Origin of the sequence: Streptomyces nojiriensis, from assembly GCF_017639205.1 — a bacterium.
GTDB lineage: Bacteria > Actinomycetota > Actinomycetes > Streptomycetales > Streptomycetaceae > Streptomyces > Streptomyces nojiriensis.
This window is the reverse complement of the sequence record NZ_CP071139.1, coordinates 6,415,062-6,437,862: the sequence shown is the minus strand read 5'-3', so window position 1 is coordinate 6,437,862 and position 22,801 is coordinate 6,415,062. Positions and strand designations below refer to the sequence as shown.

Below are 22,801 nucleotides of genomic sequence, written 5' to 3'. Positions count from 1 at the left end.
GGACCGACTTCCGGCGCAGGGGCGAGCTAACAAGCACGATCGCTCGAATGGGTCACAGGAAGGGCAGTTCGTTCACGTCAGCGTGATGCTAGTGGCTCCGGCTAGAGAGGAGCTCGTCGTGACGAACATCATCGCCAAGCATAACTTTCTCGATTCCAAAGACCCACTTCATCAGTTGATGGCAAGCCAAGATTTTCTGGATCTGGGAAGTCTCCTCAAAGTCCTTCGCTGCAATGTCATGATGAATTCTGACCCACCTACCCCTCCGGCAGGCTTTGTCCTGCCGAGCGACAGCGAAGACGACATCAGAGCTCTGAATAATGCCGGCCTGACGGCTTACCCTGCTCGGGACTTCTTTGAGGTTCAACCGCGGCCAGCACCTACGGGGTTTGTCGCAGACCGGTGGCGCGAGATCCGCTACGTGGATGAAGAACTCACTCGTCTGGTTAACTACCCGAACGACCGAAGTGATCAGCCGCGACTGATGGTCTACGGCCTAGGTTCCATGATCAAAGAGCAATGGACGCTCAAGATTGTTAATTTCGAGCTCCAGCCAGCACTTCGGGAGTCTGAGTTCGACTGGCTGGCCGCGGGGCCGTTTATCTACCCCGTTCAATGCAATCCCAAAGACGCCTCCAACGCCTGCGTTAACGCAGATTGCCCAGAGGGATCAGCGTGCCAGGTAGTCGAAGTTGAGGATCGCGATCCGCATTGCTCCAATGTCTGCGTGTGCATGACTCAGGATTGAGCCGTCAGATGCTGACCCCATTTGTCACCCCGTCCGAATTGCCAACAGTGCCAGTTCGGATCGAGGACGTACCTCCAGGGTGGCTAGCCAACCTGGCAAACTGGTCCATCTTCGCGACCGCACTAGCCGCCTTCGCGACGATCTTCGTGCCAATCGTTGTGCGCTGGCTGTCAGGCGCAAAGCTCGACGTCGTGGCGGAACGCGACGATCAGAATGTCTATGTCCGCCTAGCAAACAAGGGCGGCTCGCCGGCCAGCATCCGAAAGGTATTTCTCGGCGTCCTCCGCCCAACCGTAGAGGGGGGCCCAAAGGATCGCCCATTCAACCTGTACCCAAACGTGAAGGCAGAGAACCTCGACCCCTTCGTTCTGGGTCCGGGCGAGTATAAGCTCCTACAGATGACTTGGCCGGGTGAGAACATCCAAGCAACCACCTACGATCACCGAGGAGAAATGGCGCATACACCAGCCGCCGAGACAGACGTACGGGTCATCGTCCGACTCTACATGGGATTCAAGGGGTACCCCGTGAAGCTCGAGCCGCACTTGATGAACCGCTAATCATGAAAATCCGGCGAGGGCTCTGCGCTCTCACCGGAGTATGCTGCGGACACTAAAATACATACGGACACTCTCCGACATGGAGGCGCTCCCCCGACTCATCGTCGAGCATTGTGTACGAGAGCCCGCACCGGGTGCATTCGCGCTGCCAGGCGAAGTAGAGAGCCGAGAGGGCATAGCCAATAACGCGGCCTCGCTCAGATTCGGGGATCTCATGGACGGGCTCAGTGTCATCGGTGTGCCATGCTGTCCAACTATGGCGACAGGGTGGCAATTTTCGGGGCTTTCGGAAGAGGCGAGAAACGCAAGAGACGATTCCCATTTAGACGTCCTCCCGTTTTGAATTTGCGGTGCTACTCCTTGGCGACTTGAATGAATAATGCAACATGCCAATTCATGGGGCGCCTAGAAATTGCCCGAATCGTCTCATTGTCGCGCACTGCGGTCAATAGCCTTTCTTCTGGCCCGAGGCCAAGAATTCGGAGTGCTGGGCAAGCTTTGTCTGCGGCACAGCCGCAGGCTGCCGGTCCGCAGCCGCTATCCAAAGAACAACCGAAGTCGGCAGCAGCGCTCCCTTCAGGCACCCCAGGCCAGTGAGCGATCAGCCAGCCGGCGGCCGTGATGGTGATGCTGGAGCGAGCAACCGGACCCGAGCTCGTCCGACAACTGCTGCCGATGAGTGAAGATCCAGGCGCGTCCACCCGGGGTATCGAGCCCGTTCGGATGGGTCCGAAAGACTAGTCCGCGAACTGGTCAACGACGACGGGAGCAGCCGTGAGCTTGATCATCGGGACCTGGAACGTAGAGAACTTCTGCCGACCGCTGCCAGCGGGCAGCACCCCCAACCCCAACAAGTGCGCCGCCAAGGACCAAGCGACCTACGACGCCAAAGTCGAGGCCTTGGCCGGCGTCATTACCGAGATCGGGCCGGACCTGCTCGGCGTGCAGGAGGTCGGCAGCCAGGAAGCGCTGGACGACCTGGTGGCCAAGCTGCCGGGCACCTGGCACAGCGCCCTGTCGAACCACCCCGACCCCCGCGGCATCCGCGTGGGCGTCATCAGCCGCTTCCCTCTGCTCGACGTCCAGCAGCGCAAGGACTTCCCGGACCACCTCCGCCCCATCCAGGTCGAGGACCAGGGCGACGACGCCCTCACCAGCGAGATGGGGCGCGGCGGTCTGGCCGTACGGGTCGAGCCGTCTCCCGGCCAGAGCCTCCGCGTGGCCGTCTGCCACCTGAAGTCGAAGTTGCTGACCTTCCCGAACAAGCAGCACAGCACCAACGACGAGCACCTGCGCGCCCGCTACGAGGCTTACGCACTTTTCCGCCGCACCGCCGAGGCCGTCACCATGCGTGGCCTGGCCGACGACCTGCTCCAGGGCGACGGCAAGAACCGCGATGTCATCGTGCTGGGCGACTTCAACGACGGGTGGCAGGCCGCCACCACCCAGATCCTGTACGGCCCGCCCGGCTCGCAGATCGGCACGGGCGGCTTCACTCACCCCGACAACCCGGGCGATGCCAACCGCCTGTGGAACCTGGCCCCGCACATCCTGGAGCAGGGAGGCTTCTCCCGCATCTTCGAGGGCCAGCACGAGCTGATCGACCACATCATGATCAGCCACTCGCTGCTGGCCAAGTTCCAGGAGGTCTCCACCGGCAACGAGAAACTGCCGAACGTGGTGGAGGCCCAGCCGGCCGCGGCGCACGACAAGCCGTCCGACCACTCGCCAGTGGTGGCGAAGTTCAACCTGTAAGGGAGCAGCAGCACAGGTCGATAGTGGGGCCGCCCGTGGAGCGGCTTCCCACTTTGACTTATAACCGCCTATGAGTTTATCTCGGCGGCACGCTGGAAGAGCTGAGATACGGCATGCTGGATTGCCTCGACTGCTTGGACGGCCGGCAGGAGTGAGACTTCGCTTGATGTTTGAGGGCCTGGGCCGTGGGCGAGGGTGTTACGCAACTTCCAGGCGGCACTTAGTTGCCCAGTATCAGCTGCCGTGAGAAGACCTCGGCGCTCTGCCTCCTTAACGAGATCCCAGGTGGAATGGCGAAGCAGCTTGCTATTGAGTGTGGCGTCGGATTGACCGTGCTCATCAAGATCTGAGACTTGGAAAAAGCCAAGAAGGCAATCTTCCAAGGTCGCCCAACCCCAGATGACGGCGAATGACGTGAGCTGGGACTCAGCAGCAGGGCGAACCAGCAATCCCCGGATCATATCTAGCGCGCTGGAGACAGGCCCCGGGACATTCTTGCTAATACCCCAGGAGCTCATCTCTTCTGTGAGGGAAACGGCATTCTGGCGTGGAAGTGTCTCAGGAGGTACAGGGCGGTCTGTTGTCGCAGCGTTTAGCAGCGACAGAATCTGAGCATCCAGGCTATATGGAAGAGCAATCAGATGGCTGCACCGCTCTAGGAATTTAATCACAGCCGATAGAAGATCAGACGGGAGTTGCGGGGTGGCATCAAGGATTTCGCTGATGACTCGGACCCCCTTGCCCTCCCGATACCGCTCCGACAACTGCACGACCAGCTCACCAGAAAATGACTCATCGCCGTGGGCGATGCGCCTCAGTACCGACTCCGCCAGCTCGTGTGGGTTGTCGATCTGCCAGGCTTCGTAGAGAGCTGCCTCATATTCCATGAATGACCGATGAAAAAATCCGTAGCTTTCACTGCCGTCAGGTCGAACCTGTAGCGCGGTGAAGATCGCCGTTCGTTGGCTCAAGTAGTCCAGAGTTTCCCGCGCTAGCCGCCAGGCTTCCTCAGAGGTCTCATACTGAGTGCGCAGAAAATCTGACGCGAGAGAGATGAACTGATCGCCAGACAGGTCGCTACGGTTATTTCTAAGCATGTAGTAGGCCACATGAGGCAAGACTTTTTGAGCGGCCTCTTGAAGTCGATTAGTAGCGTCGGTGTGCCGACTCTGGTTGAGAGTCTGACCTTGCCACCATCGACTAAAGAAAGCAGGAATACTGCGAGGAACATCACCATGCTCTTCGTAAAGAGAGCACAGAATGGTCCACGCCAGTGGCGACTTACGCAGATCAGCCACCGATGAACTCTGGCGAATCAGCTCGCGAGATTTTGATTCAGCGTCCTCGCTACCAGCCCCATCTTGATACGCGAACCAGCGCTTGGCGAACTCACGCGCCTCGTCGCCGTTGAAGCCCTCTAGGTTATATCCGTCAAACCTTGCCAGGTTGAAGTGCGCATTTCGGTATGAAGAGGCTCGTGAGGTGATCAGGATCCTGGTAAGAGGAAATTCACTACTGAAGAGCTTGATGATCGACGCAAGGTGATTCTGGCCAGCGGCATCGGGAACATCGTCAAGGGCGTCAAATATCACCAGCAGCGGCTCACGCTGAAGTTTCCGCTCCAGGAGCCCCTGTGGCAGCCGAAGTTGAAACACCGCTTCAAGGTGGTGCTCGATATAGCCGACTACAGATCGCTCGGGTGGGAAGTCGGCTGCAAACTCCCGCACTCGGACTAGAAAAGCCACTGGGAGGTCGGCGTCCTGCGCATGCCGGCAGATGAGTGCCTGGCACAGTGTGGTCTTGCCAGCCCCTGGGCCGCCGAGCAGGACTGCGCGGCGAATCTCGCTGTCGAACTGCTGGACATCAAGCTCGACCCCCTCGCTGAGAGTGCCGCTCTTCAAGGCTCTGCTGACCCGCGGAGTGACGTACAGATCTTCGAAACGAGCGCGACGAACGTGATCGACGTGCATCACGTTGTAGTAGTCAGCCGCCCGTTCTCGATAGCGGGCGATGAAAACCGTCTCCTCCCGCTCGGACTCCGTCGGGGTCGGGGAAGCGCTTGTCGCGGCGATCCAACGCGCGCGAAAGGCTGACTCGTCCCCGCCAAGCTGTTTGACGATGGCCGCTAGGACCGGCCAGGTGAGCACCCGTCGGCCCTGCAAGGCCTCGGCCACGGTGGTGTGGCTCACCCTGCCAGTTCCGCTGGCGATCGTACGCAGGCTTGGCCGACCAGCCGCATCCCTGAGCGCACGAAGCTCGGTTGCAAGCTGCTCGGCTGGTGTGGCGGGCCCTGCCGCACCGTCATCGATCGGCATCCGTTGCCCTTCATCACGTCCATGGCTCAGCAAGTAGAAATCTACCGGCGACGCCGTGTAAGATTTGGTTTACACCTCGACCTTACAGTCGCGCGTTGAGGTGCTGCCGTCGTTTGGCTCGTGATCACCATCACCTCTTCGAGGGGGCACGTACGTGTCAAGTCACCACGCGTATGCGGACAGTGACAAGTGTAAATGCGACCGTGAGGCGCTGGCGGGTGACCAGCGCGGGGACACGGCGCAGGAGAGGGAGCCCGACATGCTTGTTCGGGTCGCCAACCCCCGCCGGGTGGCGAAGAAGGCGGCCGCGCACTACCGAGGTGCCGCGTCCGTGCCGCTGGCTGGGTACATCCCGTTCGGCGGCGTCCACGGCCAGACCCTCTGGGCGCTCGTCGTGGTGATCGCCATCCTCACGGCCGGGGACATCGCTGTGACCCGGCGCACTGCCGGAACCGTCCGCGACGAATAGTCAAGGTCGGGTCACTTGAAAAGAAGGGGCCACGGAGCAGTTGCTCCGTGGCCCCTTCTCGTTACTTCCTCGTCCCCGGCTGACCCGGCTGGCTGGGACGCCCGGAATCTGGCGCCACGGTGTCCGCGCGCTCTAGGCATTAGAGAGAAGCAGAGGGCCCCGGCGCGTTTGCCGGGGCCCTCTGCCTAGGGGATTCAGATGGTCGTTCCACTCGGACGCGGCGTGAGGTGGGAGCCGCGTGACCACCGGGGTCAGGGGCCGCCACAGTGATCGACAGTGCCCGCGCCGGCCAGGTGCTGCCGATCACCGTGTGCTGATCAGTCCGCGTCAGGCTCATGGACCCGGACGGGAACTCCGCGCTCGTCGCGTTCGTAGACCCGGGCCTTGTTCTTGGTGAGCTTGCGTTCGACCTCGTCTTGCAGGTCGATGCCGTTCATCTCGGCGACGGCGGCGACGTACAGGAACACGTCGGCGAGTTCCTCGCCGAAGTCGGGCAGGCCCTTGCGCCATGCGGTGAAGGCTTCGCCGACTTCGGCGGTGAGAAGCCCGAACTCCAGGGGCACGTTGCTGGTGTTGAAGTTCTTGTCGACCTTGTTGTCCCAGGCGACCTTCTGGGCTGAGCGGATGTCCACTGTTCCTCCGGGCACGGGGTGTTGCTCGTGCTGCCGGAGCTTAGCGAGGGGCCTATGTCGCCCACTGGGTGTTCCCCCGGACTCATCCGGACGAGGGCACCTCATCGTCGGCTGCGGCGTGGAGGGTGATGACCGGGACGCGTTCCCCGAGCCGTTGGAAGACGCTGCTGTACCCGGCGAGCAATGCGGCGACCTGCGCGTGCAGCGGAGCTTCGCCGTCGCGGGCCATGAGCCGGGCGCGGATCACTTCGGCGGGGGCCGTCAGGTGGCAGAGGGCGCCGTCGCGGTTGGCGACGGCTTTGGCCAGGTCGTGGGCCTGCGCCCAGGTGATGCGGGAGGTGTCGCGATACAGGGGGCCGTAGACGAGTTCGCTGATGAAGCACCGGTCGAGGATGAGGCGGCCGGGCAGGGCCAGAAGCTCGCGGTAGCGGGCGATGAGGTCGAGGGAGTCCGGAGTTCGGGGCGAGTGGACAACGGTGAAGCCGTGCTCGTCTGCGAGGCGGGCGGCCAGGGTGGACTTGCCCGCGCCGTCACAGCCTTCCAGGACGAGGGTCCGGTAGGCGGCGAGGCCGGGGCTCATGAGGCCAGCCAGTCGGCGAGTGCCTGGGGATCGCCGAGGTGGGCCGTGGTGCCGTACTGGATCATGAGGTTGCGCCAGTTCGGCTCGCGGCCGTGGGCGTGCGTGTAGGTGGGGCGGGGCTGGAAGGCGGCGACCTTGCGGCCCAGGGCGGCTGCCGCGCCGGTGAGGAGGGCGGCGCCGGGCGGGGTCTCCGGGCCGGACACGTCCAGGACGAGGGACTCGGCCCGAAGGGCCATGTCCCAGTCCGAGCGGGCAGCGGCCAGACTGTCGCGGGCGGTGAACCGGGACGGCGTCATGACGGCGGTGGCCTGGACGCGCGCGACCTCGTGGAGGGCCGCCGGGTGCGGTGCGTACGGGGAAGATTCCAGGAACACCGTGCCGGGCCGCACGACGGTACGTACGGGCAGCGGGCGCGGTCCTTGCGAGGTGGTCAGGACGCCGTTGACGGCGGCGGTGGCCGCCAGCTCGACTTGGACAGCGTTGCGGGCGGTGAAGGCGTCGAAGCGGTCCGGGTTGTGCTCGGGCTCCCCGAGGCGGTCGACGCGGATGATGCGGGTGGCGAGGGTCTCCACCAGCGGGTCGGGGAACTCCCACCGGGTGGTCCGTTCCCCGGCCGAGTAGGTCTGGAAGTCGGTGGTCAGGACGACGACGGGGACACCGAGCGCACTGGCGTAGCCGATTTCCATGCACACGCCGTCGTCCAGGCTGGGGCCGTGGAGGACGGCGATCATCCCGGTGAGGCTCCGCAGCCGGTCCTGGTCGAGTTCGAACAGGCGCAGGCCCTTGACGGGGGCGACGAGGGCCTCCTCGTCGGTGTCACAGAACGGCAGGAAGACCGCGTCGTGGCCGGCCTTGTCTGCGAGCTTGCGGGCGACGAGCGCGCCGAGGCTGCGGTCGTGGGCAGCGAAGAGGCGGTGGGCGACGTAGTACACCAAGGGCTCCCTTGTCGGGTCCGGTGGGGTCAGGAATGTGAGGGGCCCGGTACGGGCCGAGGTACTGCCGTGTGCCGGGTTGCGGCGAGGACGGCGGACCGCAGGGCCGCGGCCGGGCTGTCGCCGTGGAGCATGCGGGCCAGGAGGTGCCCGGCGAGGGTGTCGCCAGCGCCGGTCACCTCCACGGGCCGGGCATACGGCGGGGCGCAGGCCGCGAGCGGGCGGCCGTGGTGGAGCCACCGCACGGGGCGGGGGCCGTCGGTGACGACGACGCTCCGCAGGACTCCAGTCACCTGGCCGGCGGAGGTGCCCCGCGTCACCCCGTCGGCCGCGGTGCTCTGCATCACCTGTTCCAGCAGGCGATGTTCGGCGGCGTTGGCGAAGACGAGGTCCGCGTGAGCAAGCCACGGGGCCGCGGCCTGGATCAGGTGGGCGGCGCTGGGCAGGAAGAAGTCGATGCTGAACCGGGCGCCGCACCGGGTGAGCACTTGCAGGACGGCGGGCACGTCCAGCGGTCGGCGGCAGCACACGTGGTAGCGGTCGCGGGGGTGGCGGGCGATGTGGGCGAGGGCGTGCCCGGAGAGGTCCTCGCTGACGCCGTAGTCGGCGGCCACCGCGACGAGGTGGCCGTCCTGGTCGTAGTCGATGGTGAACGCGGCCGACGCTCCGGCCGCGATGCGGAGCGCGGACCAGTCCAGGTCGGCCAGCCGGCCTTGGGCCGGGATGTGCGCGAGGTCCTCGCCGATCACGGCCACCGGGGCGGCTGTGGCCCCGGCGCGGGCGGCGGCAAACGCGACGTGCAGGGCGGCCCCTCCGAGGAGGTCGCCGCCGCGCCGGTCCGGGTAGCGGGTGTGGTCGCGGGAGATGTTGCCGATGACCGCTAACCGGTCCACGCCTGGCTCCTTTCGTGTGGTCAGTGGCGGGTGTGGGAGCAGCCGGTGACGCGGGAGCAGACAGGGCGGCGTCGGCACAGCAGCGGGGAGGGGCCGTTGAGGTAGAGCCGCTTGAAGTAGATGAGGACGAGGTGGACCCACCAGGTCGGGTCGGCGTCTTCGGGGATGGTGACTTGGTGGCCGTGGAGGTCGGCGAGGGCCCGGAAGTCGGCCGGGCGGGCCCGCACGGCGTTCTCCAGGACGTGTCGCATGTGCTCGTGGGCGATCGGCGAGGGCGGCAGGGTCATACCGAGGGCGGGTGCGAGCTTGGTGACCATGCCGGAGTCGACGGGGATGATCCCGCAGTGGTAGCCGCGTGCGTAGAGCACGGCGCACTGGGCGACCTTGTAGGAGGCGCCGTTGACCTCGCTCGCGAAGGACAGGATCAGGGCGTCCCTGTCCGCGGCCTCGGCCGCCGGGTCGATCTCCTCCTTCTCCCACCGGGCGACGAGTTCGGCGAGCGAGCGCAGGTAGGTGATGCGGGCCGTGGGCAGGCCGATCGGTCGTACCAGGTCCGTCAGTTCGTCGTCGCTGCTGTCGGCGAGCGCGTCGAAGCCCGTCTCGTCCGCCTTCGTGATCACGCCCGCGTAGGTGGAGACCATCCGGTAGGAGACGCGAGTGGACCACCCGGCGGCGAGCATCCGCAGCCGCCAGTCGGTGATCTCCAGGGGCCACCACCGGTTGTTGTCGTGGTTTGCCTCAACCTCGGCCCGGATGTCTTCGAGCGAGGCCGCCCGGTTCACCAGGCGGAAGATCCGCCCGTCGTACGGAGATTTCACGGGGTTGCTCCGATCACTAGGCGGGCCGCGTGCAGGGCCATGGCCACATTGGACGACAGCACAGGGATGCCGAGGTCTCGTTCCAGTTCGGGCAGGAGGTTCAATGTGTGCCAGCCAGTGCAGGACAGCACGACCGCGTCGGCTGCCCGGACCAGGCCGGGGGGAAGCTGGTGCAGCATCGTGCGGATCTTGTCCGGCGCCACCTCGGGGTAGCCGTCGGCCAGACCGAGGCAGACCCGGGCGGTGACCTGGATTCCGGCCTCTTCCAGGGCCGCCGCTTCGGCGTCCGTGACCTCCTGCGGGTAGGGGGTGGCCAGGACTACCCGGGAGGCACCGATGGCCATCAAGGTGTCGGTGAGGGCGTCGAAGGCGGTCACTACGCCGGGCGGCAGGGGCGGCCCGCCGGTGAAGCCCGCCGAGGTACAGGCCAGGACCGTCAGGTCCAGGGGCAGGTGCCGCAAGGAGTCCATCGCGTCACCGGCCGCGTCCCGCAGTCCGTGCCAGAAGGAGTCGTCCACGGCCGTCGTGCGGGAGGCGGGGACGAGGCGGGCGTGGTGGAAGACCGTGTGCCGCAGGCCCAGGCGGGGCAGCTCGGTCTCCACCACCTGGTTCGCCCAGGGCAGCAGCATGCCGACCCGCACGGTCCGCTCGGCCTGCCAGTCGTACTGGGAGAGCAGGCCGAGCATGGAGTCAGGCCGCTGTGACAAGGCGCTTCCCGAAGATCATGCGGGGGGCGTGTCCGGTGACCGTGAGGTCCGCCTCCGTGCCGACGGGGGTGGCCGAGGACTCCTCCACGATCTGGATGGAGTAGGAGCCGAGCCGTCGCCACCAGGTCCCGTCGCGGCCGACGAAGTAGGAGTGCAGGCCGGGGATGAGGAGCCCGGTGGGATAGACGCGTTCCTTCATCGGCTGGTCCCAGCCGAAGTCGATGTCGGCCTTCCACGAGGCAAAGTGCTCGGCGGAGGGCAGCGGGCTCAGCGCTCCCATTTTCGCGAGGGGCGTGCCGGGGAAGGCTCGGGCCTGACGGACGTTGGTGCGGTGGCACAGGAGGCCCGCGTCAAGGATGCGGCCGAGCCAGTGCAGGTTGGCGATGTGGGTGGCGTGGCTCTCGCCGGGCAGGCCGTAGATCAGGTTCAAGCCGGGCAGCAGCTTGGGCAGCCCGCCCGGGCCACGGGCGGCGCCCGCCTCGTTCACGTGCTCGACGGCCCGCAGCAGAATCTCCGGCGTGCAGGTGAGGTGGTTCGTGTCGATGACCTTCGTGTCGAAGGACTCGATGCCCATGGGCGCGCAGTTGCCCTCGGTGCAGTATTCGGCGACGAGGTGGGCGATGCGCTTGCCCGAGGGGGAGGCGACGGCGAGCGGGTCGGCGTTGTCGATGTGCAAGACCTCCAGCTCCGGGCACCGCTCCCGGATGCCGGCCAGCAGGGTCTGGATCACCTCGGCGTCCCGGTTCTGGTAGGAGAAGAAGCAGGTCTGCTGCCCGAGGCGGAAGTTGCGGACCCCGGCCGCGTACAGCTGCTCGGTCTCCTCCAGAACGTCCTCCACGTCGCGGAAGGCGACCATCGGCGACTTCTCCGGCTCGTTGCAGAAGTCGCAGAACACCCGGCGGGTGCAGCCCCGGTACAGCTCCAGTTCGGCGATCGGTTTCCACGGCATCTGCTCGATGAGCCCGGCGAAGGAGTCCCGGTCGGCCCGCAGCTGCCCGTACGGGGCTCCGGTGCTGCTGCCGAGGGCGAGGTCCCCGGAAGTGACGGTGTGGGTGTGGACGGCGTCGAAGAGGCCCGCGTACTCGGCGTTGCCCTTGGCGTAGGTCGCCATCGGGCCCAGCAGGTAGCGGCGGCCCCGCACGCAGGCCATCGCGCGGGCGATCTCCTCCAGGCTCGCGTTGACGGCGTGCAGGTGCACCGAGGGCACCTTGTCCCCGGCGATCACGACGACGCTGTCCGCGTCCCGCAGCAGCTGGACGGCCTCGGCGCGGTTCACGGTCGCCGAGTAGGTCAGCGGGTCGCTGAACGGCGCGACGACGGCGGCCTTCCCGCCTGCCAGACACCAGCGGACATCGTCGATCGTCAGGTACTTCACCTCCGACCCGGGCTTCGCCCGCCGTAAGGCCGACCAGGCGGCCCGTACGTAGGTGGAGACGTACGGGGGAACCCCGAGTCCGCTGGGCTCGACGGTGTAGCAGTCCAGCACCACGGAGTGCTTCGACATGGCTTTCCCTTCGTCGCGAATGGATGGGCGCACATGGAGCGAAGGTGAGCGGGAGCACGCGCGCCGGCGAGGTGCTGTGCGGCACCTGCCGGCGGGCGGGCTCCGGGCGGATCAGGCCGCGGGTCTGCTGGCCGTTTCCTGGGCGGAGGCGTACCGGGACAGGTAGTCGGCGCCCTTGGCCAGCAGCCGCAGGCCCGCCGCCGGGTCTTTGCCGCTCTGGGCGGGGAGAAGGGTGCGGGCGTGGCGGACGGTGTCGATCGCCACGTCACGGGCCCGGCCCTCGGGCAAGCTGTGCGCGTATCGGTCGGCCTGGTCCGCGTGGGCCTTGATGTGTTCGCGCAGCCGTCCCCGTACGGCCTCGGCGACGGCCCCGGTGGGCGCGGCGGTGGAGAGCCTCAGCGCTGTGGCCACGTCGGCCGCCACGGTCGTACGGGACATGATCGCTCCTGTTCGTGGACGGTGGTGCGGTGCGGCCGACCGGCGCGGACGCCCCACGTGCGGCGAACCTTCGAGGCAGGATGCGGGCCGAGTCTGGGCCCCGCCCCGATCGGCGTGATGGATATTCAACTCCCGCTGAGCGGAACGCAGTACGGTGTCGGACAGGCCAAGCGGTATATCGGGTATACGGGCAGGTGCTCATGACCAAGCGCACGCCGAACGACAAGCTCTGCGTCCTCGTCGCCGAGTCCGGCTGGACCTACGAGGCACTGGCCAAAGCGGTCCGCGCGGTGGCGGCCGAATGTGGTGTCACCCTGCGGACCAACAAGTCCACCGTCGAGCACTGGATCGCCGGAGCCAGGCCGCAGGCCGACACCGGCCGCTACCTGGCCGTGGCTCTGTCCCGCCGCGTCAACCGCATCCTGACGCCCGCCGACCTCGGGCTGGCCGCCGTCGGCGAGGAGGGGCATGACAGCATCGGACTGACCCTCGGGGCCGACCCGCTCGACTCCTTAATTCCGATGTGGAGGTACGAGTTGGACCGCCGCCGCTTCATCACGACCTCCGCCTACTCGGTGGCTGCTGCCGCCCTGCCGCTCTCCTACGTCAGCGACATCGCCGCCCGCACCGCCGCCGCCCGCACCGGCCAGACCATCGGCATGGCCGAAGTCGCCGCCGTCCGCGACATGATCACCGCGTTCTCCGAGATGGACGAACGCCACGGCGGACAGCACGGCCGCAGCGCGCTGGTCACCTACCTGCGGGACGACGTGGCTCCGCTGTGCCGAGGCCGTTTCCGCAGCGACGAGGTCCGCCGGCACATGCTGTCGGCCGCGAGCCGGGGGGTGCACCTGTTGGGCTGGAAGTCCTACGACGCAGGTCAGCAGGGACTCGCCCAGCGCTACTACCTCCAGTCGTACGCCCTCGCCACGGAGTCCGGCATCACCGGCCACGACGGGTTCGTGATGCGCACGATGGCCATGCAGGGCCTCAAGCTCCACCGGCCCGAGCACTGCCAGGGCCTCGCGGAGACCGGTCTGAACCGGGCGAAGGGCAAGGTCGACGCCCAGACCGAGGCTCTGTTCCGAGTCGTCCACGCCCACACCCTGGCGAAGACCGGGCTCCGGCAGGCGGCCCTCGCCGAAGCCGATCAGGCTCGTGTCCTCCTGGATGCCGCCCCGGGCGACGACGTGCCCTTCTGGGCCCTGGCCTGGGGCCCGCCCGCCGCGTCCGTGTACTCCCGCACCGCCAAGGTCTACGAAACCCTCGGCGACCACCGGGCCGCCGCCGACGAATACGCCCGCGCCGCCGCCACCCGCCCCGTCGGGACATACGCCCGCATCGTCGCCCTGGACCTGGTGGCCGGCGCGGAGATGCTACTGAAGCGCGGCAGCATCGAGCAGGCATGCTCAACCTGGGGCCAAGCAATGGACCACATGGACGGCGTGCGCTCGGTCCGCACCCGCAAAGCCGTCAAGAACATGCGCGGAGACCTCGCCCCGTTCAGGACCCGTGGCCTGCGGTGCGCAGCGGAACTCGATGAACGTGCCATCGACTTCCTCGCCTCCGTCTAGTAGTGCTTGTTAGCTGGTGTCGTAGGGCTGCCATGGTTGTCGTCGGTAGTGGCCGTATAGGGGTGCCGGCGGACCTCAGCCGCCGGCCCGGGGTCGTTGTGGGCGGGGAGTTGCCGACCCGATTCGGCGGGCGTTCACTAGGAATGTCGCAGGACGCGAGCGCGGCTCGTGGGCGCCCTGATCGAGGTGATCCCGGACATGAACCTCACGCGCAGGATCCGGCGGGCACTCCCCGTGAGCAAGAAGCGCCAGAAGAGGGAATGGTTCGAGAACGAGAAGAAGGCCAAGGAGAAGGCCGAGGCGGAGGTCAGGGCCAGGGAGGCCAGGGACGCCGAGGTCGGGGCGAAGACGAGGAGGATCGAGGCGAGGCGGAGGGAGTGCCAGAAGGCCAGGTGGAAGAGGGACTTCACCGGCTGGGCCTTTGTCGCGGCGGGGTTGGCCGGCGGTACATGGGCAGGGTATTTCGGACTCCTCCACCACTACCTGTTGCTCGTGCTGTGCGGGACGTTCTACGGGATCCTGTTCACCCTCATAGGGCTGTACGTCCTGTCCAACAAGATGGTCGAGATCGAGCTCCGGGCGCTGGATGACGAGGTCGAACTACTGGACACCAAGGACAAGGCCCCGGCCGTCAAGTCCTATCGGCTGTTCCAGCAGCACCAGCAGGAACTCAAGAGGTACTACGACCAGTCGCTCTCGCACGCCGCCATCCTGTTCTTCACCGGGATCGCGTGCATGCTCGTCGGGCTCTCCATCGTCGTGGCCACCCTCTACATCCTGATGCGGCCGTCCAAGCTGGAGTTGAGCGGGCAAATCCTCATCGGTGCGCTCGGGGCCATCAGCGCGATCCTCAGCAACTTCATCGCCGCGATCTTCCTGAAGATGTTCAAGACGGCCGCCGAGTCGTTGTCGGCGCAGCACCGGCAGCTCACGGCCATCCATTTCCTGCACTTCGGGAACTTCTTGGCCGAGAAGGTGGGTTCGGAGCAGCTCCGGGACGACACCTTGAGCGAGATGTGCAAGTCCCTCGCTGCGGCCCTGAAAGCGCCGGAGGGCGGGCCCGGCCCCCCGTAGGGCGCGGGCCCGCCCTAGTGCATGGACGCGGGGAAGAACCCCGCCCTGCCGCCACTTGCCGTTCCAGTGAAGTGGTAGGTCACGGCTTCGGAGAGCACCTTGGTGGGAGGGTCGCCGTTTTCCATGATGATGGCCTGGCCGGGGAAGGACAGCATGTCCTTGTAGAACCGGTCCACGACGGTGGAGGTCAGCTCCACATCGTCGATGTCGTCGGGTTCCGGGTCGCGGAAGGTGACCACAGGTGAGTCCAAGACGACGAAGCCGAGATGGTGCAAGTCCCGGTCCATGCAGAAGCGAGCCAGCGCGGTGGTGAACGCCGAGTGCAGGACCGAGCGCATCCCCTTGCCGCGTTCTATCCGCTTGCGGCCGCCCGCACGGATCTCGGCGTAGTACTGGTCGTATTCGGCGTGGTCAGCCGCCGGTACCTGCCAGGCGTTGAGGGTCTGCTGGAGGATGGAGTCGAAGGCTCCCACCGTCGCGGTCGGGATGTGCTGGGTGGGGCGTGTGGTGACAACGGCCCCCTCACCGACCAGGCGGGATTTCTTGTCGTCGAGCTCCGCGATGCGAGTCTGCAGCTCCAGTTCCCGCTCGACGATGGAGCGCTCCTCGACCAGCTCTTCGACATTGGAGCGCAGCGCGGCGATGCCGCCTTCCAGGTCGGCGATGATCTGGTCCCACACGCCGATGTCGGACTGCGCCTCCACCCGGCGGCTGATCAGAGCTGTCTGCTCGCCGTCAAGGTCGGCGATGGTGGGCAGTAGGTCGGCAAGCAGCGCGGTCGTCTTAGCTGCCTCTGCCTGGACGGCGATGTGAAGCTGGGTGGTTTCCTCCACCCGGTGGTTGGCCTGCTGGTGCTCGCGTTCGGCGCCGCAGAACGGGCAAGTGCCGACCTTGAAGTATCCGAGGATGCTGCCGGCTTCGTTGACCATGGCCAGCCGTTCCAGGTCCGAGCGGTACTGGGCCTCCAACAGCTTGAAGCGGCCCAGCAGGTCACTGACCTCGGTCAGCCGCTCATCTAGGGCAGCCAGTTCCCGGGCGGTTTCCATGCGGGAGTCGACCGCTTCGCGGTGGGATTCGTTGACCTGGCGCAGTGGTGCGGACTGCTCGTCCAGCGCGGTGCGGATCCGGATGAGCCGGTCGCGGAGCTGGCGCTCGTTCTCCTGCGTAACGAGCTTGGCCGACAGGTCGAGGACAAGCTGATCCAACAGTTGTACCTGGCCCTTGTGGACACGGCGTTGCCCGGCATTGAGGCCGGTGTCCACGGCTGGGTCGCCTTCTCCGGTGACCAGGAATCGCATGACGGACAGCTCCGCGGTCCGCGTGCTGGCGGTCCCGGTACGTAGCACCGGCGGGACGTCACCGATCATGCGTTTCTCGGTGACGAGGGACAGGTGTAGCAAATCGGACAGCGCGAGGGGGCGGGTGCCGCCAGCTTCATTCTTGCGGATCAGGACCTCGTCCAAGCCGAGCGCGCGCAGAAGATGGATGGAGAGGCTGTTGCGGCTGCGAGCGTTGTGGACCGCTGTGACCGACGCATCCGGCGTGGCCATCACAAGATCACGCAGATCCGCTTGGTAGAGGAAAATGCTGTTGCTGTCAGGGGCTCGCAGCAGCGTCAGCGGGCTGCCATCCGGCATGAGCAGACCCAAAAGGATCTGTGTGTAGCCGTTGCCTTCGGGGACCATCGCCAGGTCGGCGCCGCCCAGCATGTATTCGATCGACTTCACGATGAACGACTTGCCGGTGTCGGAGGTGCCGTAGATGACCGTCAGCTCCCGGCCAAAGACGATCTGCGCCGGGGGGAGGTTGGCTCCGCAGTAGGTGAGATGGGTCAGCTGCAGTTCACTCACGGCGGCCCCCGAATGGCGCGGATGCGGACAGGGAGCCACTGATGAGTTCCGCGGTGGCCTGTCGTACGTCGGTGTCGGGAGCCCAGTGGTGCACGGCCCACTCGGCCCGCTCGCGCAGCCGCCCCACGTAGGGGGCCTCAAGGATGTCGACGAAAGCGGGCCCACGTTCGGTGGCTCGGTACACCAGTCCCGTCTCGTCGGTCTCGACGCTGGCGAGCCCTGCACGGATGAGGACCAGCAGCGCTTGTTCCAGCACGGTGCGCTTCATGCCCAGCTCACCGGAGTGCCCGGGCAAGGAAGGGTGCAGGGAGGGCGGACCGTCGAGGTCTCCGCTGTGGAGGACGGCGTGATCGAGGATGGCCAGCTGCGCCAGGTCGAGCGGCTGGGGGTGGCTCTCCGCCAGCAGCACCAGGGCGCGCACACCAATCTCCAACGGGCTATTGAGCGGGTTCACGCGGTTCCTCCTTCCTCACACCATTCCAGCCGGCCTTCGTTCGCCAAGTGATGGCATACCCCCTTGCGGTCCAGGGGCCTCACATACCGGACGAGAACTGTCTCCGTCAGCGCCACGACGCCAGCCGCTTCCAGGACCGCCTGCAGCCTGTCCCAGCCGAGTTCGAAGCGCTTGTCGCCCACCTCTACCGCAATCGTGTGGACGTCGTCCATGACCGCGTTGAAGTGTCCGTCCGGGTAGGCGTCTCGGGCGAAGCGCCGCAAGGACTCAGCGCTGTAGAACGCCTCGCGTTGCCGACGCATGTGATCGCCGGCCTTGGGGTGCTGCGCGATCAGTTCCAGAGTGTCGGCGTCGGCCTTCCACCGCTCGGCATAGACCCGCACGAGCTGCTGAACGTAGCGGGCCTCCCCGGAGCCATGCTCGTCCGGAGGCAGCATGATGGCGGGGCGTTCGCGCTGTTCGTCCGGGAACCGCGTGACCCACTGCGGGGTGGTCTTGTGCTGCGCGAGCATCCGGTCCATGTCAATGGGCACGAACATCGCAAAGTCCGTCTGTTCGGCCAGCTGGGCCACCTCCTGCCGCTGGTCGTCCGTCAGCCGGGTGATGACCTCATCTCGCGTTTCGGCTAGCCCCTCAAGGAATTTCGCGCGGGTCTGTACCGGTTTTGCCAGCGCCTCACGCAGATTACGGGCGAACGCTGGAGCGACGAAGACGTATTGGGTGGGCAGGACGAAATGTCCAAGCACCACCCCGGCAAACATCTTGCGGATCTCACCTGCGGCTGTAGTCCAGTTCAAGGCGCTCTTGTAGCGCTTGCACTGGTAGTTGTCCCACGGCCCTTCCAAGCCCTGCGTACTGCGGTACGCGGCCACATCGATGCCGTGGTCTCCGGTGCCGCCCTGCCGCTCCACCCGCACGTACGCGGATTGAAGAGCCGGAACCCACTCCTTGACGAACTCCTCGAACTCGTCCGGGTCGTACCCGAAAACGAGCTTCTTGGGGCTCGGCATGTACGGAAACTGCATCCCCGGACCCTTGAGCACCAGCGACGGTTCGGCGAGACCGTTTTGTGGCGTCAGTGTCTGATCCGACACGTTCCCCCCTCGTGCAGCCCGGTCGGTGGCCGTTGCAGCGGCTGCGACTAGGGATATCACTGATCGATCGCTCACAAAAGAGCTACCTTCGAGATACCGACGGTGACGAGCAGTGCCTCAGCTCACGGGCCATAGCGCAGAGCAGCCGGAGCGGCGGGCGGCATCGTCGCCGCCGAGGGCCGTCTCGTGGGCGTGCCGGGTCCGTGCCTATTCGGCGGCGTAGACCTCCGGCATCGGGTGGCTCAGGCCGTGGCGCCACTGGTGTCGTTGGGCGTTGTACTCCGTGTCGGCCTTGATGTCGGAACCGCGGGACTTGGCGCCGCACTCGCAGCGCCAGCGGTAGATCGGCGGGTTGCTGAAGCTGTCGGGTTCGGTGTCCGACCGCTGTGACGCATCCCCAGCTAGGGCGCGCAGAATCTTCCTGAGCACAGTGGGTCTCCCGCTTTCAAGCCGCAGGCCGACGGTCCGCCAACGGTCATTCAGTGGCAGGAACCTAGCGGCCGTCGAAGTTCAGGGGCAAACGGTCGAGGTTCGGTGGCACGGTCCGGGCTGGGCAAGGTGCGCTTGGGTGGACACGCGCTTCATTCTGAAACGATCAGCAAGGCCCGCCTCACGGGCCCTGAAGGCATCCGATGACCTCATCAGCCAGGCCGATCAGAGCAGCGGCTATAAGCCTGCCTGGATCGACTCCTACCACCACGCCCGCCTGTCCGCGGACGCCGCCGAAGTCTTCCGTGACCTGAAGAACCCCAAGGCGTCGCTGGCCTGGAACCAACGGGCCGCCGCGATGCCGTCGGGAGTCTTCACCCGATCGGTCGGGATGCGGCTCGCGATCGTGGGGACCGCCCACCTCCAGGCCTGCGACCTCGACCACGGTCTGAGCTGGGCAACAGCTCCGTCGCTATCCTCGCCCGCGTCCAGTCCTCCCGGGCCAATGACCACGCCCGTGAGTTCAACGTGGCCCTCGGCCGGTGGCGGCGTGAGCCAGCCGTCCAAGTTCATCCACCGCACCCGCACCGAACTCGGCATCGCGGCCTGAGCACGTTTCTCCGTACCTTTCCGGCCGCCAAACGTGCCGACTCACCCGCTGGCGGTGGGCGGCGGCGGGGAAGGAAGGGACCTATACCGCACCCAGCTGATGACGGCGATGCTCGCTGCCCAGGCGACGAGGAGGCACAGGAGCACGGTGAGCAGATAGAGCCAGCGGTTGGTGACCTGGTGCACCTCCCACATGGTGAGTGCCACCTGACATGGCGAGTTATCGATCTTGGCCAGGGGGCACTGGGGCTTGGGCTTCTCCACGTCCCCGGGTGTGGGTGCGGGCAGGGAGCTGTCGGGCTGCTGGCTCGTCGGGGCTCGTTCCAGGAGCTTCGGGTTCCTCTTCAGCCAGTCCTGAAACGTGGCCAGCATGGCTTCGTGGCCGCGCTCGTTCGGGTGCAGGCTGTTGTGGAGCCAATTGGCCGGGTTGAAGCGCTGCACCGGGGGCCCACTGACGGACTTGAAGCCCACGAAATTGACGCCGGCCTCCTTCTTCTTCTTGTCACACAGCTGGAGATGCCGGTCCTCGAACGCCCTCTCCATCTCCTTCAGGTACTCGATGCCCTGCACTTCCTTCCTCGCCTCATCGATCTTCGCGTTGAGATCGGTTGCGAACGTGCGGATGAAGTCACGCTCGCCCTTCGCCAGGGCCACGCCGCTGCAATCGTCGGCCTCGGCGATCGGCTGCGGGTAGGGCACGGCCACGATCGGCACACCGGCGGGCAGAGCCCTTTTGAGGGAGCGGTAGGCCGCCACCAGGGCGTCCTTGACGCTGTCGAGGTTTCCCTCGAACAGAGACCGCTGGGTATTGCACGGGCCCGGTGCGATGCACGCCTGGCCGAGGGTGCCGAAGCCAGCGTCGTTGCCTCCGAGGGAGACGATGACGAGGGCGGGACGGAGCGCGGATCCCAGTTTCGTCAGCTGATCGACCTGGGTGTCCAACACCCCCTCTTGAGCGCTCCCGCCCTGCGCGCCGGCGATGACCTCGGAGGTCCGGGCACCGGAACAGGCGATGAACTGGATGCCGTCGAATCGCTCGTCCTGGTCGGCGATCTTCACCGCGTACGCGGACGGCGCCCGGCGGCAGTGGTCGCCGCGGACGTCGTCGGTGCCCTCGAAGTAACGGCTCGCACCTTCCCCCGACATGTAGGAGTCGCCCACCGCAACCAACACCCTGTTTCCTCCCTGGGCGGGCTCCGGGTCCTCGGGAGGGGCTGCCGAGAGGAGGCAGAGCCCCACGAGTACCAGGGCTACGTCGGCGTGGGTGTTGGAGACGATGGCGAGGAGCAGCAACAGCGCCGAGCCGACCAGGATCGCGGTCATCACCCAGTCGTCGGACGCCAGCCAGACCACGAAGCCGACGACCAGCACGAGGAAGCCCACGGCTGCAAACCGAAGACGCCGGATACGCCGAACGCCCAGATCCGTGCGGCCCGGGCCCTTGGTCCGGCGCCTCAGTTCATGCAGGCCTCGCTCGGACAGGACGTTGAGCGCCAGGGGAAGTGCGACGAAGACCGCCACCCCAAGGACGGCAAGGGCCCCCACGGGCAGGCCGTCCTTGGCCCCGCGCAGCAGGAAGAAGACCACGACCATGGTGACCCCCACGATGCCCAGCAGGATCGCACCCGGTACCAGCAGGGCGTTGCCGCTTTTCTGCCGCCACAGTTCGACCAAGCACCCCAGCCCGAGGAGCAGCATGACCGAGCCGATGAGTGACAGCCCGTCCCATGCCACGCCCGCCCCGTAGAGGACCAGCATGGTCACTCCGGCGGTGCACAGAACGGCTCCGGCAACGATCAGCAACAGCAAGGCCCCGGCCCTGGACTGCTGCACCCGGCGCCGAGCGAGGAAGCAGCCCAGTCCGAGGAGCAGCACGACCACACCGATGAGAGCGCGCCAGTTCCGATCGCCGGGCGTCAGGTAGACGACCAACATCGTCACGCCGGCCGCACACAGAACGGCTCCGGCACCGATCAGCAACCACGAGGCCCACGTCTCGGGCTGCGGCGCCCGGCGCCAGGCGAAGAAGCAGCCCAGACAGAGCAACAGCACAACCGCACCGATGAGGGCGAGCCAGTTCCGGTGCACGTGCGTCAGGTAGACGACCAGCATCGTCACCCCGGCGGTGCACAGGACGGCTCCGGCACCGATCAGCAAACCCGGGGGGCTGGCATCCTCGTTGGTCCCGTTCGCTTGCGCCAATTGCCGCCAGATGAGGAGGACGCTGCACAGAAAGAAGATGGCCACCGTCCAGCCCAGCTGCGCATCCGGTACCCCGCGAGCCGACTGGACGCTCAGCACGATGGCGCCTACGAGAAACAGCAGCCGTGGGCCCCAGCGGATCAGGATGCCGTCATTGCCATCGTCGCTACCGCTACCACCGCTGCCGCCACTCGGTCCACTGTCAACATCCGGCCCGCCACCCTCGTTGGTCATGCGCATCGGCCCCTCTCAGTCCCGGCAATCGGCAACACGGTGCTGTGGTTGAGTCGAGGTTTTCGGTACTCGGATCGTCTGGGTGCGCGCGAAGCTGCCACCGCTCATCCGTACCTGACGTGTCACGCAGCGTAGACAGCCGTCACCTTGTGTCACGAGCGGCTCGCCGATGCACCGCCCCCTGGCACCCGCCAGTGCAGCCAGGCGGCCACTCCGCTACCGGCGACAGAGGGCCGCAGTACGACCCCTGCCGAGCCTTCGTCGTTGAGGCGCCGGTGGATACGGATGATCTGGTATTCGACGCTGGCTGCGGCAACGGAGGTTCAGCAAGCGGCTGCGCCAGGATTGCCCTGCCCTCGCGGTGGTCGGCCTCGGATCATTTTCTCAGCCCTCCGAGTGCACCCCAATACGGCAGATCGATGCTGTCTATATTTCCTCTAGGGCAGTTCGAACATCATCCACTGCCAATAATTCGCGCAGATCAGAGTCTCGACCGATTCGCTCAATCTCGCTTCGACAGTCGGTTCTAAACTTGGATGCCAGCCGGCCCCTTGATCAAACAGGCCGACCTCCCGGTTTCCGGTCGTGGATTAATCCCCCCCTCGGAGCCATCACCCGAGTCTGGCCGCCCATGCTCCGCCAGCAGCAAACCCGTTGCGCTGCCTACGAGTTCAAATGACCTGCGATGACGGCAGGCGGAGCCGCCACTGCACACCACGGCTCAGGGCCATCCAAGTCCTGTGCAGGCGAGTCTAGTTGTGACTTTGACGAGGCTGCGACCACTCAACGTACCTAAGTCAACTCTCTGTTACTGGCCAGTTCGCCTGCACGCTCTGAGGATCACGTGCCAAAGTACACAATGGCTGCCCTATGCGGAGCATGGTGTAGGTGATTAATTTTGTGTAAAATAGTAGGCACGATTTAACGGGG

Annotated in this window: 21 protein-coding genes; 7 read left to right on the top strand and 14 right to left on the bottom strand. The window is 66.1% G+C overall.

Annotated elements, in window-relative coordinates:
* The first annotated feature begins 118 nt into the window (after positions 1-118).
* The 3 genes from JYK04_RS30105 to JYK04_RS30095 all read left to right on the top strand — a co-directional run bounded on the left by JYK04_RS30105 (position 119) and on the right by JYK04_RS30095 (position 3,063).
* Positions 119-748: a hypothetical protein gene (locus JYK04_RS30105; protein ID WP_189745626.1), complete on the top strand. Its 630-nt coding sequence runs from the start codon at positions 119-121 to the stop codon at positions 746-748.
* Positions 749-756: 8 nt separating this feature from the next.
* The gene (locus tag JYK04_RS30100) at positions 757-1,308 is read left to right on the top strand and encodes a hypothetical protein (protein ID WP_189745624.1); all 552 of its coding nucleotides are present in this window, start codon (positions 757-759) and stop codon (positions 1,306-1,308) included.
* A gap of 774 nt (positions 1,309-2,082) precedes the next feature.
* Positions 2,083-3,063, top strand: a complete 981-nt coding sequence (locus tag JYK04_RS30095; protein WP_229876760.1) for an endonuclease/exonuclease/phosphatase family protein — start codon at positions 2,083-2,085, stop codon at positions 3,061-3,063.
* Between the two features lie 68 nt (positions 3,064-3,131).
* Here JYK04_RS30095 and JYK04_RS30090 read toward each other — a convergent pair whose 3' ends face one another.
* A complete protein-coding gene (locus JYK04_RS30090; RefSeq protein ID WP_189745622.1) occupies positions 3,132-5,378 on the bottom strand; it encodes an NACHT domain-containing protein in 2,247 nt (748 codons plus the stop codon).
* A gap of 259 nt (positions 5,379-5,637) precedes the next feature.
* On the opposite strand from JYK04_RS30090, the gene JYK04_RS30085 reads away from it, so the two are divergent.
* Complete coding sequence (locus tag JYK04_RS30085; protein ID WP_189745620.1) at positions 5,638-5,847, top strand: hypothetical protein; 210 nt, start codon at positions 5,638-5,640, stop codon at positions 5,845-5,847.
* 317 nt (positions 5,848-6,164) lie between these two features.
* Here the strand turns inward: JYK04_RS30085 and JYK04_RS30080 are convergent, their stop codons facing one another.
* From JYK04_RS30080 to JYK04_RS30045, 8 genes are all read right to left on the bottom strand, one after another.
* Positions 6,165-6,479 (bottom strand): MazG nucleotide pyrophosphohydrolase domain-containing protein, encoded by a 315-nt coding sequence (locus JYK04_RS30080; RefSeq protein ID WP_189745618.1) that lies wholly within the window; start codon positions 6,477-6,479, stop codon positions 6,165-6,167.
* Between the two features lie 82 nt (positions 6,480-6,561).
* Positions 6,562-7,059 carry a P-loop nucleotide/nucleoside kinase family protein gene (locus JYK04_RS30075; RefSeq protein ID WP_189745616.1) on the bottom strand — a complete coding sequence of 166 codons (498 nt, stop codon included), beginning with the start codon at positions 7,057-7,059 and terminating at the stop codon, positions 6,562-6,564.
* Positions 7,056-7,991: a nucleoside 2-deoxyribosyltransferase gene (locus JYK04_RS30070; RefSeq protein WP_229876759.1), complete on the bottom strand. Its 936-nt coding sequence runs from the start codon at positions 7,989-7,991 to the stop codon at positions 7,056-7,058. Before JYK04_RS30070 ends, JYK04_RS30075 begins: the two co-directional genes overlap by 4 nt.
* 29 nt (positions 7,992-8,020) lie before the next feature.
* A complete protein-coding gene (locus JYK04_RS30065) occupies positions 8,021-8,884 on the bottom strand; it encodes a PfkB family carbohydrate kinase (RefSeq protein WP_189745612.1) in 864 nt (287 codons plus the stop codon).
* Between the two features lie 20 nt (positions 8,885-8,904).
* A complete protein-coding gene (locus JYK04_RS30060; RefSeq protein ID WP_229876758.1) occupies positions 8,905-9,702 on the bottom strand; it encodes an HhH-GDP family DNA glycosylase in 798 nt (265 codons plus the stop codon).
* Positions 9,699-10,409, bottom strand: coding sequence for a maleate cis-trans isomerase family protein (locus tag JYK04_RS30055; protein WP_229876757.1), 711 nt, complete (start codon positions 10,407-10,409; stop codon positions 9,699-9,701). The genes JYK04_RS30060 and JYK04_RS30055 overlap by 4 nt, the downstream gene beginning before the upstream one ends.
* Complete coding sequence (locus JYK04_RS30050; RefSeq protein WP_189745610.1) at positions 10,393-11,913, bottom strand: radical SAM protein; 1,521 nt, start codon at positions 11,911-11,913, stop codon at positions 10,393-10,395. The genes JYK04_RS30055 and JYK04_RS30050 overlap by 17 nt, the downstream gene beginning before the upstream one ends.
* A gap of 111 nt (positions 11,914-12,024) precedes the next feature.
* Positions 12,025-12,351 carry a DUF6415 family natural product biosynthesis protein gene (locus JYK04_RS30045; RefSeq protein ID WP_189745608.1) on the bottom strand — a complete coding sequence of 109 codons (327 nt, stop codon included), beginning with the start codon at positions 12,349-12,351 and terminating at the stop codon, positions 12,025-12,027.
* A 200-nt stretch (positions 12,352-12,551) separates the two neighbouring features.
* On the opposite strand from JYK04_RS30045, the gene JYK04_RS30040 reads away from it, so the two are divergent.
* Positions 12,552-13,925, top strand: coding sequence for an NsdA family TPR-like regulatory protein (locus JYK04_RS30040; RefSeq protein WP_189745606.1), 1,374 nt, complete (start codon positions 12,552-12,554; stop codon positions 13,923-13,925).
* A gap of 198 nt (positions 13,926-14,123) precedes the next feature.
* The gene (locus JYK04_RS30035; RefSeq protein ID WP_189745605.1) at positions 14,124-14,999 is read left to right on the top strand and encodes a TRADD-N-associated membrane domain-containing protein; all 876 of its coding nucleotides are present in this window, start codon (positions 14,124-14,126) and stop codon (positions 14,997-14,999) included.
* 14 nt (positions 15,000-15,013) lie between these two features.
* On the opposite strand, the gene JYK04_RS30030 is transcribed toward JYK04_RS30035, so the two are convergent.
* The 4 genes from JYK04_RS30030 to JYK04_RS30015 form a co-directional block, all read right to left on the bottom strand.
* Positions 15,014-16,849, bottom strand: a complete 1,836-nt coding sequence (locus JYK04_RS30030; RefSeq protein ID WP_189745604.1) for a coiled-coil domain-containing protein — start codon at positions 16,847-16,849, stop codon at positions 15,014-15,016.
* Positions 16,842-17,303: an ABC-three component system middle component 2 gene (locus tag JYK04_RS30025; RefSeq protein WP_189745603.1), complete on the bottom strand. Its 462-nt coding sequence runs from the start codon at positions 17,301-17,303 to the stop codon at positions 16,842-16,844. Before JYK04_RS30025 ends, JYK04_RS30030 begins: the two co-directional genes overlap by 8 nt.
* Positions 17,300-18,397: an ABC-three component system protein gene (locus JYK04_RS30020; protein WP_229876756.1), complete on the bottom strand. Its 1,098-nt coding sequence runs from the start codon at positions 18,395-18,397 to the stop codon at positions 17,300-17,302. The genes JYK04_RS30025 and JYK04_RS30020 overlap by 4 nt, the downstream gene beginning before the upstream one ends.
* A gap of 207 nt (positions 18,398-18,604) precedes the next feature.
* On the bottom strand, positions 18,605-18,826 hold the full coding sequence (locus tag JYK04_RS30015; protein ID WP_189745601.1) for a hypothetical protein: 222 nt from the start codon (positions 18,824-18,826) through the stop codon (positions 18,605-18,607).
* 139 nt (positions 18,827-18,965) lie between these two features.
* Here JYK04_RS30015 and JYK04_RS30010 point away from each other — a divergent pair, with 139 nt between their 5' ends.
* Complete coding sequence (locus JYK04_RS30010; protein WP_229876755.1) at positions 18,966-19,436, top strand: hypothetical protein; 471 nt, start codon at positions 18,966-18,968, stop codon at positions 19,434-19,436.
* 41 nt (positions 19,437-19,477) lie between these two features.
* On the opposite strand, the gene JYK04_RS30005 is transcribed toward JYK04_RS30010, so the two are convergent.
* Positions 19,478-21,871, bottom strand: coding sequence for a GDSL-type esterase/lipase family protein (locus tag JYK04_RS30005; RefSeq protein WP_189745599.1), 2,394 nt, complete (start codon positions 21,869-21,871; stop codon positions 19,478-19,480).
* Positions 21,872-22,801 lie beyond the last annotated feature (930 nt).

Coding starts and splice junctions, on each gene's coding strand:
- JYK04_RS30100 (WP_189745624.1), top strand. CDS start 757: ATGCTGACCCCATTTGTCACCCCGTCCGAATTGCCAACAGTGCCAGTT.
- JYK04_RS30050 (WP_189745610.1), bottom strand. CDS start 11,913: ATGTCGAAGCACTCCGTGGTGCTGGACTGCTACACCGTCGAGCCCAGC.
- JYK04_RS30005 (WP_189745599.1), bottom strand. CDS start 21,871: ATGACCAACGAGGGTGGCGGGCCGGATGTTGACAGTGGACCGAGTGGC.
- JYK04_RS30085 (WP_189745620.1), top strand. CDS start 5,638: ATGCTTGTTCGGGTCGCCAACCCCCGCCGGGTGGCGAAGAAGGCGGCC.
- JYK04_RS30035 (WP_189745605.1), top strand. CDS start 14,124: ATGAACCTCACGCGCAGGATCCGGCGGGCACTCCCCGTGAGCAAGAAG.
- JYK04_RS30045 (WP_189745608.1), bottom strand. CDS start 12,351: ATGTCCCGTACGACCGTGGCGGCCGACGTGGCCACAGCGCTGAGGCTC.
- JYK04_RS30040 (WP_189745606.1), top strand. CDS start 12,552: ATGACCAAGCGCACGCCGAACGACAAGCTCTGCGTCCTCGTCGCCGAG.
- JYK04_RS30090 (WP_189745622.1), bottom strand. CDS start 5,378: ATGCCGATCGATGACGGTGCGGCAGGGCCCGCCACACCAGCCGAGCAG.
- JYK04_RS30075 (WP_189745616.1), bottom strand. CDS start 7,059: ATGAGCCCCGGCCTCGCCGCCTACCGGACCCTCGTCCTGGAAGGCTGT.